The following is a 16,745-nucleotide window of genomic DNA, read 5'->3' as shown; positions in this document are numbered from 1 at the left end:
CCCGTCAGATCGTCTCGTCCGCGGGCCGATCAGGTCGGGGTACGAACGAACTGGCTGGCCGACCGCTCCAGGTCACCGACAGTGCCTCCCGTGCCCGGGTGCACGCCACGAACAGCAGACACCGCTCGCGCAGCAGATCCGCGTCGCGCTGCAGTGCGTCCACGGAGGCCGGCGTCACCTCGCGGGCGAACGGCACCGCGCCGGCCGTCACGCCCAGGACCGCGACACAGCGGAACTCCAGCCCCTTCATGGCGTGCATGGTGGCGAGCCGTACCCCGTCCTGGTCGGGCCCTGGGCTGTCCCTGACCCGGACGACGGGGATCCCGGCCGCGGCCAGCTTGCCGTAGGCCTTGTCGAGCAGCACGTTGAACCGCGCGCACACCCCGATCTCCGACGGCCGGATGCCCTGGGCGATCCAGCCCTCGACGCGTTCGACGAGTGCGGCGACCTCCGCCTGCTCGGAGCCGTACCCGTTCACGTACGGCCGGCGGCCGTGCAGCAGGGAGCGGTAGCCGGCCAGGGTGTCGCTGCCCTCGCCACCCAGGTCGTCGACCGAGACCGGGCTGAGAATGCCCGTCGACCAGACCAGGATCTCCTCCGTCGAGCGGTAGTTGATCCGAAGACGGTGCGTCCTGCCGGTCACCGGGATACCCAGGGAGCCGAGGGACACCTTCGAGTCGTAGATGCGCTGGTGCGGGTCGCCCGTGATGAACAGGTCGTCACCGCCGGCCGCCACCGCGCCGCGCAGGACTCGCCACTGCGCGGGATGCAGATCCTGCGCTTCGTCGACCACGACGTGGTCGTGCGTGGGAGCCGTCCCGGCCAGGAGGTCGGCCGCACGCGCGCACACCTTCAGGTGTGTGGTCGCCTTCTGCGCGCGCAGCATCGACTCGAACAGCTCGACGGCCGACCACAGTTGATCGCGTCGCGCCGACGGCAACGCGCTGCCGCGTCCGCGCCGCAGGGCGCTGCGGTAGGCGTCGGCGGTGCGCAGGTCCTGAGCGAGAACGACATTCCGGTACTCCTGGGCCAGGAACTGTTCCGTCCACGGCAGGCCCAGCTGTTTGACGACCCGCTGCCACAGCTGCCTCTCGTCCCGGTCGTTGACGGGGGAGGGGGCCCGGCCGTCGAGGCGGGCCACGACACCGTGCGCGTAGGCGTTGACCGTGGTCACATCGACGCGGCCGAGCAGCGCCTGGTCATCGTCCAGGAGCAGTGACAGGTTCTCGCGCAAGGAGGAGGCCAGCGCGTTCGTGTAGGTGGTCAGCAGGACGCGGGTCTCCGTCGAGCGGGAGAGGAGGTGCTTGACGCGGTGCAGGGCCGCGACCGTCTTGCCCGTGCCGGGGCCGCCCGTGATCTGGACCGGGCCGCCGTACGACACCCGGTAGGCGACCCGGCGCTGTGAGGGGTGCAGGAACACCCGCCAGGCCGTGAACGGCTTCTCCAAGATGTCCGCCAGCTCTTCGGGACCACTGACCAGCTTGATGCGGCTCGTGGTGTTGGCGATGGCGACGGCGAGGCTCTCGTCGGGGTCGGGGCCCGCGTCGACCGGGCGGCGGACGGCGACCACGTCCCGGTACACCTCGTCGGGACCGAACCCTTCGGCGAGGTACTGGAGCACCTCGCACTGGTCTTCCGGCAGCAGTGTCTCGAACGCCTTGAGCTGCGCCTCGTCGACGATGGTCCGCACCGCGCGCAGCACCTGCTCGTCGATGCCCAGTTCGCGCAGCACGCCGTCCGAGTACTTCGCGAAGAGCAGGGAGTCGGCGGCGGCAGCCGCCTTCTCCAGGGCCGGAGTCAGCTGTTCGAGCGCGACCACGTTGCGGACTTCGAGGGCGCGCGTCGCGGAGTTCGTCGTGTACAGCCGCTTGGCCGCCCAGGTGTACGCGTCGTCGTGCCGCACGACGTTGACGAGCAGGAACACATCGCTGCCGTCGTCCGGGGCGAGGACGACTCCGCGCCAGAAGTCGTTGATGCGGATCGTCCGCATGCGGGTGTCCTGCGCGTTCTGCACGGACTCGAGGTGGAGTCCCTTGTCCGCGTGCAGCTGGGGCACGGAGAGCAGCTGGAACTTCTGCATCGCCTTGCGCACGCCGGCCTTGACGGGCTTCTCCAGGGAGTCGTAGCTCTCCCAGAAACTGTTGGCGAACGCGAGCTGCGGCACGAGGTGAACTCCCCACCCTGGTCGGACACTCCGCAGTCGATCATACGCGCGGGGTGTCCACCAGCCGCTGGGCCAGTTCCCCGACCTCCGTGAGCAGTCCGGCGGGCTGCAGGCCCAGGTCGAGGGCGTGCTGATGGATGACGGTGCCCGCGTGACGTACCTGGTGGGAGGCGTGCGGGGCATTGCCCTTCGCATAGACGAGGTGGCCCTCACGCAGGTCGAGGGCTGTGCAGTACGCCAGCATCTGATAGAGGTCGGCGTCCGGGTAGCCGCCCCGTTTCTCCGCCTTGTACTTGGCGTCCACGACCGCGCACGGGACGCCGGCGCGCCCGTACAGCACGAAGTCGGGCTTCATGCGGATCGCCGCGGCCTCGTCGAGGTGGTGCGCGTCCTGGAACCGGACGGTGTGACCCGAGTCCATGGTTCGGAAGGCCTCACGCAAGGCGACCGTCACGAAGTCCTCGAAGAGCTTGTTCATGTCGAACAGAAACCCGTCGATGCGCAGACCGCCGGGCGTGTGCTCGACGGAGGCACCGTCCAGGACGACGCGTGCGAGACGCAAGGCCCGGTGATAACGGGAGTTGAGGCGGGTGGGACGCCAGTCGGGGATCGGCTGTCCGCGCACGATGGTGGTGACGTCGGCCAGCCGGGCACGTTGGTGCAGCAGTCTGCGACGGACGTCGCGCGGTATGCCGGGCAGCCGGAGGAAACGCTCGACGGCCGTGCGCAGGATGCGGTTCTCCGCGATGTCGGTCGTGAACTCGTCGTACGCCACCTCCACCGGCAGCACGGCCCCGAACCGGCGCCGGATCTGTTCGGCCTCCCTGATCCGGCCGCGGACGACGAGCGCTGATTCCTCGGTCTCCCGGTATCCCTGCAACAGGCCTTGTCGCAGGGCCCGGTCCACCTGCCGCTCCACGGCGTGGGCGAGCGCCGGCAGCAGGTCGCGGTGCTCGGCGACCGCGACCTCCCCGTCCCGCCAACTTCGTCGCGGATCAGACGTGTAGCCGAGCAGGAAGAAGAGCCGGGCGATGGACACCTTGGGTGTGACCCGCACCGTGACCGGGGCCCCACCCCCCGGGGCCGTGACGGCCACCGCCCCGACCTTGCTGCCGGCTCTCAGGGACCAGAACCCGGGCGTGTACGGGTCCGGGGCCGCGTCCACGACGTCGGAAGCGGCAAGGGCACGACCGACGGCGTCCGGCAGCGCGAGACGGGTCGCCGGCGCGTGCTCGACGAGTTCCACGGACCGCACGGCCTCCCCGGCGGGCGTCACGCCAGGGACTCCCGCAGCGCGGCCAGCCCGTACCGCTTCTCGATGTCCAGGCCCTCCCCGTAGTGGTGCTCTTCAAGGAGGGGGAGGATCTTCGTACGCCAGGTCCGCTCCAGGCCGCCCTCGCGGTACACACCCTTCTTCATCAGGTACGAGGGCCCGATGTGGAAGTCGGGATCGTCGATGCGTGAGTTCAGCACATCGAGCAGGTCGGCGGGCTCCGGGTCCTTGCCTTCTCCGGCCAGCCAGCGGCGCAGCAGGCCGCGTGTGGGTTCCGTACGCGGTGACAGCTCGACGAAGGCGAATCGGCGGCGCATCGCGGCGTCCACGAGAGCGATCGAGCGGTCGGCGGTGTTCATCGTGCCGATCACGAACAGGTTCGGCGGCAGCGCGAAGTCGTCGCCGGAGTAGGTGAGCCGCACCGACTTGTTGCGGTATTCCAACAGGAAGTACAGCTCGCCGAAGACCTTCGCCAGGTTGGCCCGGTTGATCTCGTCGATGATCAGGAAATGCGGGATGTGCCGGTTGCCCTCACGGGCTGCCAGGTCGGCGAGTTCGCGCAGCGGGCCCGCGGAGAGCCGGAAGGCGACCTCCCTGGTCTGCGCGTCCTCCTGGGGCCGGAAGCCCTCGAAGAAGTCCTCGTAGGCGTACGACGGGTGGAACTGCACGAGCTTGACCTGCTCGGGACCGCCGCCGAGGAACTCGGCGAGTCTCAGCGCCAGGTAGGTCTTGCCGGTACCGGGCGGCCCGTACAGCACCAGCTGCCGCTCGTCTGCCAGCAGTTCACGCACCTCGCGCAGCCACGCGGTGTCGTGTACGAGCAGCTCGCCCGCCAGTTCGTCCGTGGGGTCGGGTAGTTCGGGCTCGCGGCGGGCGACGATCGCCGGGAGTTCGACGCTCGGGTCCCGGTCTATGGCCCTGGCCTCCGCCGTCAGCTCTTCGTCGCTTCGGCCCAGTCCTTCGACAAGGGCCTGGACGGGAGTCAGGTCGACGACGTCGTGCTGGATCGAGAGCTTCTGCTGGAGGGCCTCCGGCACCTCGTCGTACGGGATTCCGGACGGCCTCCACCTGGCCCTCCGGCGCAGATTGGACAGCCCGCCCTCGGACTCGACCTGCTCGGCCTCACCGGTGACCGTGCCCACGTACAACTGCCCGTCGGAGATGGCGCAGAGGGTGTCACCCAATCGCATCTGTGTCAGGAAGTAGTGCAGCTCGTCGACCATGGTCTGCTTCTGGCTGTACGAGGTGGTGGCGTCGTACCCCTCCTGGACGTACCGCCGCAGCACGCTCTTGGTGGGGTCCGCCTCGTCCACCTGCGGCAGATGCGTGGCCGCGAGCGTCACCCAGCCGTCCGGCACCCACAGCCGCCGCACCAGGTCGCGTCCGGACACATTGGATCCCCGCACCAGCCAGGTCTTGTGCGGCGTGCGCCACGAGCTTCCGAGGTAGTCGACGAGCGGGAAGCCTTCCTCCGTGCGCCACTGCGCCAAACCGTCGGTGCTGCGCCCCGCCACCACGGAGGCGGCCGCGGAAGGGGAGTTGCACTCGATGTCCCGTGTCGTCTCCCAGTGATCCGGCCACCGGTCCGACTCCCTGCGGATGCCGCCGTCCGCCACGAGCTTCTCCCGTTGGGCCGCGGGGTACGGCGGGATGCCGGGGGTTGCCTCGGGATGTACGGGCGAACCGGCGAGGACGAGGAATTTCAGACTTCCGTTCATCCCCTTCTCGGGGAGCACCCGTCCCCGGGCCGCCATCTTGCCGTTCGGCAGCCTCAGCCGGAACTCGGGAAACTCGTCGGCCATGGACATCCCCTCAGCACGTACCGTCCTCTGCTGCCTGCAGCGTAGTGGCCACCGCCGACAGCCCGGCTTCTCTCACACGCGACCCGGCTTCCTAGGATGTCCTTTCGCATCGGGGAGGGGATCACATGACAGCGATGAGCGGTACGGGCGGGTTGTCGGAGCAGGAGTTCCGGCAGGGGCGAGCGGATTGGATGAAGACCAGAGCCGGGGACCTCGCAACCGTCCTGGAGACAGCGGGGCCGCGGCTGTTGAGGCTGCTTCCCACCGATCTGGGTGACCTGACACTGGTCGCGGCGGTCACGACCGCGCGGGTGGCCGCGGACGAGGCGCGGGCCCAGTCCGTGGCGGAGACGGTCCACTGGCTGGAGCGGCTGATACCCGGGGGACCCCTCCACGATCTGGAGGGAGCGGTACGAGAACTCCGGTCCCGGCTGGCGGCGAGCGTTGAGCCGGCCTTGTGGTCCTGGAACGCCGAAGGCTGGGAGGAGATGCTGCTGTGGTGGTGGAGTCGGATTCAGCCGGGAACCGGTGACCCGGCCGCCGACTTCGCGGGGTGGCGGGCACGGTGGTCGGCGGAGATCCCGTGGGACGGTGAGATCGACCGTCCGGAGTCGATGCCACGCCGACACGGCAGGCAACTCCTCACGCCCGCCGAGTTCTTCGCCGACGAGCCGGAGCCGTTGCGGTTTCTGGCACAGGCCGTGCTGGACGCACCCGGTACCCTTGCCGCGGTCCAGGACGCGGTGCTGCTGCGGGAGGAACACCTCCAGGGCGCGGGGCACCTGGTGTGGCTGGCCGAGCAGCAGGCCTGCGTCGAACAGCTCGAAGTGTGGCGCCGCAGACAGCAGGCCACCGGATCGGAGGCCACCCGGGCTTTCCTCGTGGAGCTGTCCGAAGCGGTCAAGCGATACATGTCGCTCGTACTCCAGCCGGTCATCGACGCCCTCTCCCTGTGCGAGCGGGCTCTGCTCGGTGACAGCAAGCACGGTGCGCGACGCTCCGCCGCCGACTACCTGGACGCCTTCCTCGACGCGCAGGAACAGCCCGGCGCGGATGCCTGGCGGGACGAGCGGCTCGGCACGGACGTCGAACAGCAGGCGCGGGAGCACCATGATCGGGGGGAGACCACCTGGCACGGCATGCTCGGTACGGTTCCCGTCTGGTACCGCGTCGTGGCCTCCCGCGAAGAGCGGGCGGCCGCGCTGGCCTACTCCGGGAAGCCGTCGACGTCCGTCGTGCGGGTCAGGACCGGCACGGCGACGCAGAGCCTGCTGACCGACCTGTTCGGATTCGGGGGCCCGGACGACGAGCAGGAGGAGTGGTACCCCGAACCCGGGATCGAGATCGCCTACGACCCGGACCGCGCCTTCGACCTGTGTGCGCTGCTGGCGGTCGCCCAACTCGGCCACGCACGGCTGGAGTTCCTCGTACGGCGTGCCGACGGAAGTTTCCAGCGGCTTCGCTCGGTGCGAGCACGGGTCCGTCGTGACGACACCGTCGCGTGGCGGCTCTGGGCGCTCAAGGTGCTGTCGGAACTGGTCCCGGACCCGGAGGACCTGGCGGACCTGATCGCCCGGGAGGACGACGAAGGCAGGGACGAGAGCGACGCGGCGGACGCCCGGACGCGCGCCGACGACCGCACCTCGTCCGGCTCCGGCATGTCCGGGTCCGGCCCCCGGGCCGTGCGCGACGGACTGCCCGAGGCGCTGCTCGGCAAGGTCAGGTCGCTGCTGCGGAAGGCGGAGAACGCAGGCGCCACCGAGGAAGAGGCCCGCGTCTACCTGGCCAAGGCCACCGAGCTCATGGCCAAGTACGGCATCGAGCAGGCCATGCTCGACGACGTGACAGAGCCCGAGCGGCCCGCGGACCGGATCGTCGACCTGCACCCGCCCTACGTCAAGGAGGGGCGACGGCTGCTCGCCAGGATCGGCTACGAGATGCGCTGCCGATCGGTGTACCCCGGTGGGAAGGCCAACCGTCACCGTGTCCACCTCTTCGGTTTCGAGGCCGACATCCAGGCCACCGAGGTGCTGTTCGCGAGCCTGCGTCTGCAGATGTTGGAGGGCGCGGACCGTGCGGACCGCCTGCATCGCCCCGAAGGCGAGGACGCCCGCGCCTACAAGCGTTCATGGATGCTCGGCTTCATCCGTGAGGTGACCGCTCGGATCGGTGCCGCCCAGCAGGCTGCGAGGGCCGCCGCCGAGCAGCGAACCGAAGCGGAGGGAGAGGGGCGGGACGGCCGCAGCGTGGCGCTGGTCCTCGCCGACCGGACAAAGGTGGTCGAGGCGCGGCTCGCCGCCCAGTACCCGAAGCTGAACAAGACCCGTCCGACGAAGTTCAAGGGCACCGGCTACTGGCAAGGGGTCGCCGACGGGCGGGACGCCGACATCGGTGGACCTGCCTTCGACGAAGAGGGCCAGGCTCCCCAGCTCGCCCTCTGAGCCACGTGTCGCCTGGTGACCAGGAGGTTGCGGGGCGGGGAAGCCCCCCGTCCCGCACCGGTCGGCCGGGGCGCGGTGGTCCTTGCGGGGGCCGCGTCAGGTCATGTCATGGTGTTGGTCAGGTGCGGACCCATGTAGCCGACGTAGATTCCGTGATCGGTACAGGCTCCGTCGTAGTAGTGCAGGCGGGGCGCGATGGTGTTGCCACCGCCGATCCGCAGGTGGGCGCCCATGAACAGCTTCCCGTCCGGATGCACGTGGCGGGGCACGGGGAATGTGCGCGCCCGGCTCCACTCACCGTTCGCCTTCACGGACTTCGACTCGTCCCTGACGACCTTGCGGGGCGAGATGACATGCGCTCCGTCGGGTGCGTCCGCACACCACTGCTTGAAGTCGCAGTTCGCCTCGCCGCTCGCGACGGCTTCCGCGAAGTCCTGGAGTGCCAGCAGTGCGTCCCAGGCCATCCGGACCCAGGACGAGCCGTAGGCCTGGTCGTCGAGTTCCAGGGTGTCCTTGCGCCGGCCGCTGAAGTGGACGCGCCGCATGTCGCCGATCCGGTCCAGGATCTCGGCGAAGGAGGTGGGCGCGTCCAGCGAAGGTTCTACCGCCGCGTACGCCTGCTCGGCGGCGCCGAGCCTGAGGAGTTCTCTCTGAAGTTCCCGTATCTGCGCCTTGGCCCGGTGGAGTTCCTTGTACTGCTCGTCGTAGTCGACGACGGCCTGCACCTCGTTGTTCTCCGCCTGACGCAGCTCCCGCTTGAGGTCACGGATCTCGTCGGCCCTGACGCGCTGTTCGCGTGCCGCCTCCTCCAGGATCTCGTGCAGGGCGTCGTTCTCGTCGCGCAGCCGTTCCTGTTCGGAGCCGCCGACTCCGTCCCTGGCTCGTGTCCGCATGAGCGGCACGGAGTCCAGGGCGTCGGGCAACGGCAACCGGGTGGCCAGTCCCTGAGGGAGCTGGTTCAGGATGCGGGCGGCGAGCCGAGGATTCTCCGTGATCAGCCGTTTCGACATCACACGGTGCCGCTGGCCGTCGGCGGGCCAGGCCGGGTCGACGCCCGGCAGGTAGGTGCGGATCCCGCCGTTGTACACGCGATGGTGTTCCAGGGCCCGGTTGAAGACCGACTCGGCTTTCGGGGTGAGCACGTAGAGGATCGCCAGCCCGACCAGGGGACGGACGAGAGGGTCGATCGTGCCCTCCAGCCAGTCGTCGAAGTCGACGTCGTACGGCGTGCTCGCCATGACGACGGGGAGGCGCCGGTCGGCGTCGCACAGTTCGTCGATGACCGCCTCGACATCCTCGGCCTCGACGACTTGGGGCATGGCCGTCACGTCTGCCAGGCCGTCGTGCGCGTCGAGCGCCTCCAGCAGGTGCCTCGCGAGCCGGGGAGTCTTGGCCGGCACCGGGGCCGCTTCGGCGTCGTCGGGAAGGTGCTCGACGTCGAGCTGGACCCAGGTCGGCCCGTCGGTGATCTGCCGCGTCACGAGGGTGGTCTGCCAGGTGCCGCCGGGCGCGGTCTCCCGGAGCCGCCATCGTCCGTAGGCACCGGAGACCCCTGTGACGGAGTCGTGGTCGAGCGTGACTCCTCCGGCTATCTCATTGCGGCCCTCGGCGAACGCGTCGACGTTGTAACGCTTGGGTGGTTGGGCGAGCCAGCGGCGGAGTTGCTCGTCGACGAGTGCACCGGTGCGCACGTAGTCGGTTCGGCTGGTGACCACCATGCGGTAGCGGCGTGTGTCCATCGGTCTGCTCCTCACGTGTTGCGGCGGTGTGGTTCGGGCGCGGACGCGGCCAGGATGCGCAGCAGTTCGCTCACGTCCTGGTGCCAGGCCCGTACCTCGGCGGGGGTGGGAGGCAGGTCGTACGTGTGGTAGTGACACGCGGCGCTGAGGCCGGACCAGACGGTGTACCACTGGCGTGCGACGGAGGGGCTGACGTACCACTGCAGGCAGAGCATGCGGGTGCGGCCAGTGCTGCGGGTCATGCGAGGGCTGACCGACCGCCAGAAGACGTCGAGGGTCTCGTCGAGGGCCAGCCGGAGCAGGGTGGCCGCGGCGCGCGCCCGGACACCGGGGGAGAGCGTGGTGCCGTCCGATGGATTGAGCAACTGCTCTGCGGCGGAGAGAAGTTCGCTCGTGGGGAGGACGCGGGGGGATGAGCGCGCGGGAGTGGTCACCGGGCCAAGACCTCCTTTGCGAGGCGCTTCGTACGGTCGACCAGGGCCGCGCGGTCCCCGACGGGCTTGGCCGGTGCCTGGTGCGATGCCTGGTTCAGCCCCTGGATCAACTCCCTGGCCCACGTGCCATGGTCGCGGGCGACGGCGTCCAGCACCTCGCGTCCCTCCTTGCCCGGCATACCCATGGCGAGGGCCGCGAGGCCGGTGAGGGGACCTGGCCGGGTGACCCGCTCCTGGATGTCGCGTTGCCCGACCCCGGCCTCGCGCAGAGCGCGCCGCGCGGTGTCCTGGTAGGCGGCCTCCAGCGCCAGACGGCACATCGAGGGCAGCACCCGGTCGGCGACTTCCGGCGGCAGGTGCGGATCGAGGGCGATGGCCCGTGCCTCCGCCAGGGCCTGGCTCACGGGGTCGCTGACGGAGGCGACGTGGACGACGGAGTCGGTCTGCCGGGACACCCGCAGGACCGTCGCCCGCAGACCGAGGCGCTGGACGGCCTCTTCGAGCCGGGTGTCGTGAGTGAAGACGACGACCTGCCGGTGCTGCGCGTACAGGTCGAGAACCTTGGCGAGGCCGTCGACCTTCTCCGGGTCCATGGACTGCACCGGGTCGTCGATGACCAGGAAACCGAAGGGACTGACCCGGTGGGTGGCGCGCGGGACGAACAGGGAGAGGGCGAGTGAGTGCAGTTCGCCCTGGCTCATGACGCCGAAGGCGGGCGCGTCGGCGTCGTCCACGGAGACGGGGAGACTGACCTGCCGCTGCGGGCCGACACCCGTGAGCCCGATCGCACCCAGCGACACGCTGCTGCGCTCGCACAACAGCCGCCAGATCTGCCCGGACTGCTCGGCGAACGGCTTGAACCTGGCGTCCCGCAACTCGTCGGTGAGCGCCCGCACCCAGTCGCGTACGGCCTTGACCTGCTTGCGGGCGGGTTTCGCCGCCTGCGCGGCCTCCGCCTGCACCAACCATGTGGACAGGCGTACGGCCACGGGCTGCCAGCGGCCGTCCTGCACTGTGACGCGTCGGCGGGCGTCCTCACGGACCTGATCACAGGCATCACCGAGGACTGCCTCGGCGCGTTCCGCACGGTCGGCCAGCTCGCGTGGGTCACGAACCGTTTGCCGGAGCCGTTGCGACCCGCCACCAGCGTCAGACCGGGGCCGGGCTTCAGCCGGACGGTGGCGGTGGGGCCGATGCCGCGCCAGCCGGAAGCTGTGATGGACCGCATGTACACGGTCCCGGAATGGCGACTGTTCCGGGGCTGAGAGGCGGGCAGCAGATCGCGCAGCAGGGCCTGCTCCTCGGCAGAGAGCCCTGATTCGGGCAGCCGGGCGAGAAGCAGGTCACGAAGGCTGGTGGTGTCGCTCATCGCTCGGACTTCCTTAGGTGCTCTGGACGGCTGCGGTGGGTGTGCCCAAGGCGACGCGAGGGGACGATGAGCCGTTGTCGATTCGAGCATGGCGGAAGTGTGTTAGCGACGTCAACAGGCTTTCATGGATTCATGGATGAAGCCTTCTGTGTACATGTGCTCTAGTGTCATACCTGACTCGGGAGCGTGTTCGACTGATGCGTCCGTCGAGATGGACGCCCGCCGACCACCTCACGACCCGCGGCGGCCGTCATCGACCGCTCGGCGTCGGATGTTCAGCCCAGCACTGAGCCGATCCAGGCCGCCGCCTGCTCGGGTGTGGCGCGGGTGTCCACGCCGAGGACGGGGATGATGCCCAACAGGCCGCTGGGGCCGCGCACCCGGAGGGTCCGCTGGGCGTGGCCGCCCGGCCGGGGATGGACGATGACGGCGAGCGGCGTGTCGGCGGACGCGTAGCCGCTGCTGTAGGTGAGGAGCTGGTGGACGTCGTCCGAGCTCACCGCGTGACGGTCGTAACGCTTGTACTTGGCGTCCACCGGCAGCAGCGTGCGCTGTGCCGCGTCATGTCCCGGAAGGCTGAGCAGGAGATCGGGCCGGAAGGCCGAGCCGTTGCCCAGGTCTCCGCGGACGGTGATGCCGACGCCGCTCCCGCCGGATACGGCGTGGCCGCCGTGCGGGCCGAAGGCCTCGGTACCGAGGCGGCGGACGACGGCTTCCCAGAGGGCGGGCATGGCGAGCAGAAGACCATCCGCCATGGCGCCCTGGTCGCTGAGCAGGTCCGTCACACCGCCCCCGCGCAGCAGCAGGCGGGCCCAGGTGTGGGCGGGGCGGTAGCGGGTGTTGAGGCGCGTGTAGCGGGTGCGGTCCAAGGCGCGGAGTGCCGCGGCCGGGGTCGGGGCCTGCGGGAAGGTGCCGGCGGCTCCGTGCAGGGCACGGGCCAGGTCAGGGCTGGCAGTGAGACCGAGAGCCGCCCTCAGTGCGCTCCCGAGAACGCGGTTGTCCCAGATGTCCGCCTCCCGGTCGAAGGTGCGCACGTGCAGCTGGTCCAGTTGCCCGAAGCGGCGGGTGGCCTGGGCGGCCACGTCCAGACGCCCCCGCAGCACCGGTTCGACACTCCGGCGGCGCACGTAGTCCCGGCGCAGTCCCTCCCGCAGGAGCCGCTCACACTCTTCGAGCAGGGCGGCGGCGACCAGATCGGCGTATCCCTCGGGGCCGGTGGCCCACCGCCTGGCCGTCGCCGGGACGGGCGTGCCGAGTGCGTAGGCGAGCCAGCTCATGAGCTGCTCTCCGGGAATGGCGAACTTGGGCGAGATCACCACGCGGACACGGTCGAGGACCAGGACTCCGACGGTTGCGTCGGCCTTGAGCCGCCACCCGGTGCGCTCCCTGGTCAGGGTGAGACGGCCCCGTGCCTGGAGTGCGTGCAGACGGTCGATGTCCCGGGAAGTGAGCTGACCGGGCTCGAGCGGAGCGGACTCGTACTCGCCGAGCTGGACCGGCGTGCTGTCAGACATCCGGACCGTTGGCGCCGCTGGTGAACTCGGTCGCCAGTGCGTCCGCCAGGTCCTGCGGGGGCATGAGGAGCGGACGCCCGGTCTCGGCGTCGACCAGGGCGCCGAGGATGCGGTGCAGCAGATCCGCCCGGCCGAGGCAGTAGTCCTCCAGGAGGGGGATCACCTCGTGGTGGAAGGCCGCGGCCAGATCCTCCTCGGTTGCGAGGGGCTCACCGTCGCGCAGCAGATACGCGTGCCCGATCTGGTGGTCGGCGTCGAGATGGTGGGAAATGCGACTGTTGAGGGATTCGAAGAACGCGGCCAGGTCCAGGGGGCCGACGGTTCCGGAGACGGCGTCGGGGTCCGGGCCCACGTGCAGGAAGGCGAAACGGCGGCGGACCGCGGCGTCCAGGTGGCTGATGCTCCGGTCGGCGGTGTTCATCGTGCCGATGACCCGGACGTTCGGCGGGACGGAGAAACTTCGCTTGCTGACGGGCAGGGCGACCGGCAGGTTCCGTTTGTCGAGTTCGAGGAGCGTGATCAACTCGCCGAAGATCCGGGGCAGGTCACCGCGGTTGATCTCGTCGATGACCAGCAGGAACGTCTGATCGGGATGGGCGGCTGCCCGGCTGCACAGGCCGTGGAACAGACCGTCGGTGAGGGCGAGGGAGAGCCCCGGGCCGGTAGCACTCAGGTCCGGCTTGAAGCCCTCGACAAAGTCCTCGTACCCGTACGAGGGATGGAAGGTGACCATGTGGATACGGTCGCCGTGCAGCATCTCGCTCTGCGCCCGGGCACGTTGGCGGGCGTCGGCATCGGCGCCGAGCACGCCCGCGCGGCCGTCCAGGGCGAGGGCGGCGCCGAGCGCGAGCCGCGTCTTGCCCGTACCGGGCGGTCCGTGAAGGATCACCTGGCCTTTGCGTTCCAGGGCGTCCAGTACGGCCTGTACGTCCTCGGGCAGTGCGACGGGCATGCCCGCCTGTGCCTGGTTCGCACCCGCGGCGGAGTCGGAGCCGGAGCCGACGTCGTGCGCGGTGAACCTGGCGAAGAGGGAGGGGTCGACCTTGGCGAAGGTGGACCGCCAACCGTGCTGGGGCTTGGACAGTTTCTGCGCGTGGGAGAGGTCCCAGGTCACCGGGACGACGTGGTGGAACTCCGGCCGGTCCGGGTCGTAGCGGTAGCTCCCGTCGACCTTGCCGGTGGCCAGGACCTCGTCCGTCCCGCGGTTGGCCACGATCCGGTCTCCCGTCTCCAGGTCCCGGAAGGCCAGTAGCCGGCGGGCGAGGGTCAGGCTTCCGCCACTGCTGCGCGGCCAGTGCGCGCCCAGGGCCTGCTTCAGCTCCGTGTCGCTCTGGTACTGGCCGAGATCGCCGAGCTCGTCCCACCCGACGCAGATGAACCCGCCGTCCCGGCATTCCTCCCACAGCCGGCCGCGCTCGCCCGGGGCGATCTTCCAGATGGTGCGTTGCCGGGGCCGAGGGTCGAAGTGCTCGTACAGGAAACGCATCACTTCATGGCTGGTCCAGCCGTCGAACTCCGGCTGGACGCGGACGAGTTTGAGCAGGCGGCGATTGACGCGCCAGGCCGAGGCGTCGCCCTGGTCCACGTCACCCAGAAGCAGGGTGACGAACCTGCGTAGGTGTTCCCCCGCGTAGATCGGCAGAAAATGCTCGGGGAAGTAGGTCGCCAAGGTCTTCGTCACCAGTGCTGGTCCGTAGCGCAGCACCTTGAGGTCGTCCAAGGCGTCGAAGTCCCCTGCCCCGACGGCGTCGAAGGCCCGGACGAACTGTCCTCGCAGTTCCGCCCAGGCGTCCTGCGGATCCATCCCCTTCAGCGGAGCGGCCAGGCGCCATTCACCGGAGTTGTGGTGGAACATGATGTGCTTCGCGGCACTGCCGCCCTTGATGCTTCCCAGGTGCGGGGTGCCGAATTCCATGAGCCGGCAGTACGTCGGCCCCGACCCGGGCGCCTCACCCTGCCCGAGGGCGTAGCGCTCCAGCGGCAGCTCCGCCCACTCCTCCAGCGGAAACCGGGAGAGCACCTGCTTGCGCTCGTCCTCGGCGGCCGACTCGGCGTCCGCTACTGCCGTCCGGTCGAACTCGGCCGCAGCCGCGCGCACATCCACCCCGTTCGTCATGGGGCCATCATGCCGGAGTGCGACGTGGCGCCCCATCGCTCGGCGAAGTTGGGTAACTTCCGGAGTGCGACCAGGTGGCCGGCAGAGAAACAACGCAGGTACGCACTGGAGGAAGTTGCCGCAGGATCAATGCCCCTCAGCCGGCGGTGAGTCACCGGTGCTCCGGGGGAGCCTGACACCTTGGTCAGGACTTCTTCGGACAGGTCTTTGAACACGCGCGTACGTACTTGGAGGCCTGCGCCGCTGCCGGAACAGTTCGTGTCGGCAGCGGTGCCACTCTTAACGCGTCGCGGTCAGAGCTCCCATACTTGATCCGGGTCGTCCAGTGCCGCCCGGACCTGAGAGAGGTCTCCGATGTCCGCGAGCGGCGAGCTCTTGGCGATGTCGACGATCCCCCGCACGACGGTGTGCAGCACTTCGCCGTTGCCCTCGTCGAGTGCCCTGTCCAGCCGGGCGAACATCTCCTCGTAGAGGTTGCGTCGTTCCGCGAATGCCTGCGCGAAGTAGTCCTTGAGGACGGCTTCAGCGGCCCGGATCCGAGCGACTTCCGTGGCTTCGTAGGCCTCCAGCCGGGCTCTCTTGGTGCTCTCGACCTCGTGAATGTGGATGCACTCTCGGGCGGCATCGACAATTTGGTTCAACGCGGCGAAGCCGTCCATCGCCCGAACGGAGCTCTTGGCCGCGTTGACGACCTTGCCTACATGCACCTTGGGCCGGTCAGTCATCATGAGTCTCCTCGGTCAAGGGTCTGTACCTGATGGTGAGGTTTGCGCTGCGCTCGTCCAACTTGCCTTCACTGTCGACAATCGGAGTCGCTGCCACGTCGCGGACCGCCATGGTCAGTGTCATGGCCCGCTGGAAGCGCGCGGCGTGCCTCGGCGGGTTGAACGGCTCGGACTCCAGAAGCTCCAGTGCGTCGAGGGCTCGGAGGGCGAGGTCCGTGAGAAGCCCGTGCAGCTCAGCGGCGCGGACGTCGACGCCTTTCAGGCGGGCGTCCGTCTCGTCAAGCTCAGCCATTGCCACGGCGATCTGCGCCTCGAACTCCCTCGCCCGGGTGAGCGCCTTCGTGCCCTGGCCCTTGACGACCAGTCCACCCACGAGCAGCGCGGGGCCGATGGTGACGAGGTTGAGCGCCGTGGCTCCCAGGGCCATCCCGCCGCCACCCGATGCGAGCGACCCACCACCCAGGAAGGCGAGGGCCGCGCTCTCGGCCGCGGCGCCCGTCAAGCCGGAGATCGCCACTCCGGTGCTCGCGACTCCGAAGCTGCTCGCCGCCGCCGTGATCCCGGCGCCCGCGCCCGCTCCCGCCGCCGCGGATCCGAGAGCCCCGCCGATCCATGTCACCGCGTCGACATCGAGGTCGCGAAGCCCGGGGATCTTGGTCATGGTGGCGTCGACGCCCTCCACCAGCAGCCGCTCGCTCTCGCGCACCTGTCGCTCGTGGCGACGCAGGAAGTCGCCCATGCGTACGACGACATCGGTGAACGCCTGCCTCTGCTGCTCCCCCAGTGCCTCAAGGGCAGTGTTCGTTGCCGCCAGTGCGTTCTCGGTCTGGGCTCGGCGTCGCTCGTAGCCCTGGCCCGCCTCCTTGAGCCGCTCTCTCGAACGCTTCAGGTCGTGGGCGCCTTTGCCGCCGAGGATGACGCCGCTACCACCGGTCGCCACCCCGACACCGATGAGTAGGACTGGAATGAAGAATGGCACGTCTCCCCCTTGGTGCCCCTTGCCCCTGGGTGAACCAGTAGGTTCAGCCGTCTGTCCCGTTGCTGGGTGCAGCGGAAGGGGCCACGCGTGCTATTGATGCGCCTTGTTGGCGCTTCAAGCATGGTAATAGCTTGTTAGCGTTGTCAACGCCTTGTTCGATTTGCGAGTATCCGAATGTGTGTACGCTCT

The 16,745-nt window shown here is 69.5% G+C and carries 11 protein-coding genes; 1 reads left to right on the top strand and 10 read right to left on the bottom strand.

The window, feature by feature from the left end:
• Positions 1–4: 4 nt before the first annotated feature.
• From ACFW01_RS23065 to ACFW01_RS23055, 3 genes are read right to left on the bottom strand one after another with little or no spacing between them, the layout of a single operon-like run.
• Positions 5–2,164: a UvrD-helicase domain-containing protein gene (locus tag ACFW01_RS23065; protein ID WP_234960555.1), complete on the bottom strand. Its 2,160-nt coding sequence runs from the start codon at positions 2,162–2,164 to the stop codon at positions 5–7.
• A 40-nt stretch (positions 2,165–2,204) separates the two neighbouring features.
• Entirely contained in the window at positions 2,205–3,440 is a 1,236-nt protein-coding gene (locus tag ACFW01_RS23060) for an McrC family protein (RefSeq protein ID WP_384506171.1), read from the bottom strand.
• The gene (locus ACFW01_RS23055) at positions 3,437–5,239 is read right to left on the bottom strand and encodes a DUF4357 domain-containing protein (protein ID WP_384506168.1); all 1,803 of its coding nucleotides are present in this window, start codon (positions 5,237–5,239) and stop codon (positions 3,437–3,439) included. Before ACFW01_RS23055 ends, ACFW01_RS23060 begins: the two co-directional genes overlap by 4 nt.
• Before the next feature lie 191 nt (positions 5,240–5,430).
• Between ACFW01_RS23055 and ACFW01_RS23050 the strand changes: the two genes are divergently transcribed.
• Positions 5,431–7,680, top strand: coding sequence for a DUF2786 domain-containing protein (locus ACFW01_RS23050; protein ID WP_384506165.1), 2,250 nt, complete (start codon positions 5,431–5,433; stop codon positions 7,678–7,680).
• A gap of 101 nt (positions 7,681–7,781) precedes the next feature.
• Here the strand turns inward: ACFW01_RS23050 and ACFW01_RS23045 are convergent, their stop codons facing one another.
• From ACFW01_RS23045 to ACFW01_RS23015, 7 genes are all read right to left on the bottom strand, one after another.
• Complete coding sequence (locus ACFW01_RS23045) at positions 7,782–9,419, bottom strand: hypothetical protein (RefSeq protein ID WP_234955464.1); 1,638 nt, start codon at positions 9,417–9,419, stop codon at positions 7,782–7,784.
• Positions 9,420–9,430: 11 nt separating this feature from the next.
• Positions 9,431–9,853: a hypothetical protein gene (locus ACFW01_RS23040; protein ID WP_384506161.1), complete on the bottom strand. Its 423-nt coding sequence runs from the start codon at positions 9,851–9,853 to the stop codon at positions 9,431–9,433.
• Positions 9,850–10,842, bottom strand: coding sequence for a hypothetical protein (locus tag ACFW01_RS23035; protein WP_384506158.1), 993 nt, complete (start codon positions 10,840–10,842; stop codon positions 9,850–9,852). The genes ACFW01_RS23040 and ACFW01_RS23035 overlap by 4 nt, the downstream gene beginning before the upstream one ends.
• A gap of 655 nt (positions 10,843–11,497) precedes the next feature.
• A complete protein-coding gene (locus tag ACFW01_RS23030) occupies positions 11,498–12,736 on the bottom strand; it encodes an McrC family protein (protein ID WP_384506155.1) in 1,239 nt (412 codons plus the stop codon).
• The gene (locus tag ACFW01_RS23025; RefSeq protein ID WP_384506152.1) at positions 12,729–14,852 is read right to left on the bottom strand and encodes an AAA family ATPase; all 2,124 of its coding nucleotides are present in this window, start codon (positions 14,850–14,852) and stop codon (positions 12,729–12,731) included. Before ACFW01_RS23025 ends, ACFW01_RS23030 begins: the two co-directional genes overlap by 8 nt.
• Before the next feature lie 293 nt (positions 14,853–15,145).
• Positions 15,146–15,580 carry a hypothetical protein gene (locus ACFW01_RS23020; protein ID WP_384506149.1) on the bottom strand — a complete coding sequence of 145 codons (435 nt, stop codon included), beginning with the start codon at positions 15,578–15,580 and terminating at the stop codon, positions 15,146–15,148.
• Entirely contained in the window at positions 15,570–16,556 is a 987-nt protein-coding gene (locus ACFW01_RS23015) for a hypothetical protein (RefSeq protein ID WP_384506146.1), read from the bottom strand. Before ACFW01_RS23015 ends, ACFW01_RS23020 begins: the two co-directional genes overlap by 11 nt.
• Positions 16,557–16,745: the final 189 nt, after the last annotated feature.

This window comes from Streptomyces sp. NPDC058985 (assembly GCF_042740985.1).
In the GTDB taxonomy this organism is placed as follows: Bacteria; Actinomycetota; Actinomycetes; order Streptomycetales; family Streptomycetaceae; genus Streptomyces.
This window is presented reverse-complemented; position numbering and strand designations above follow the sequence as displayed.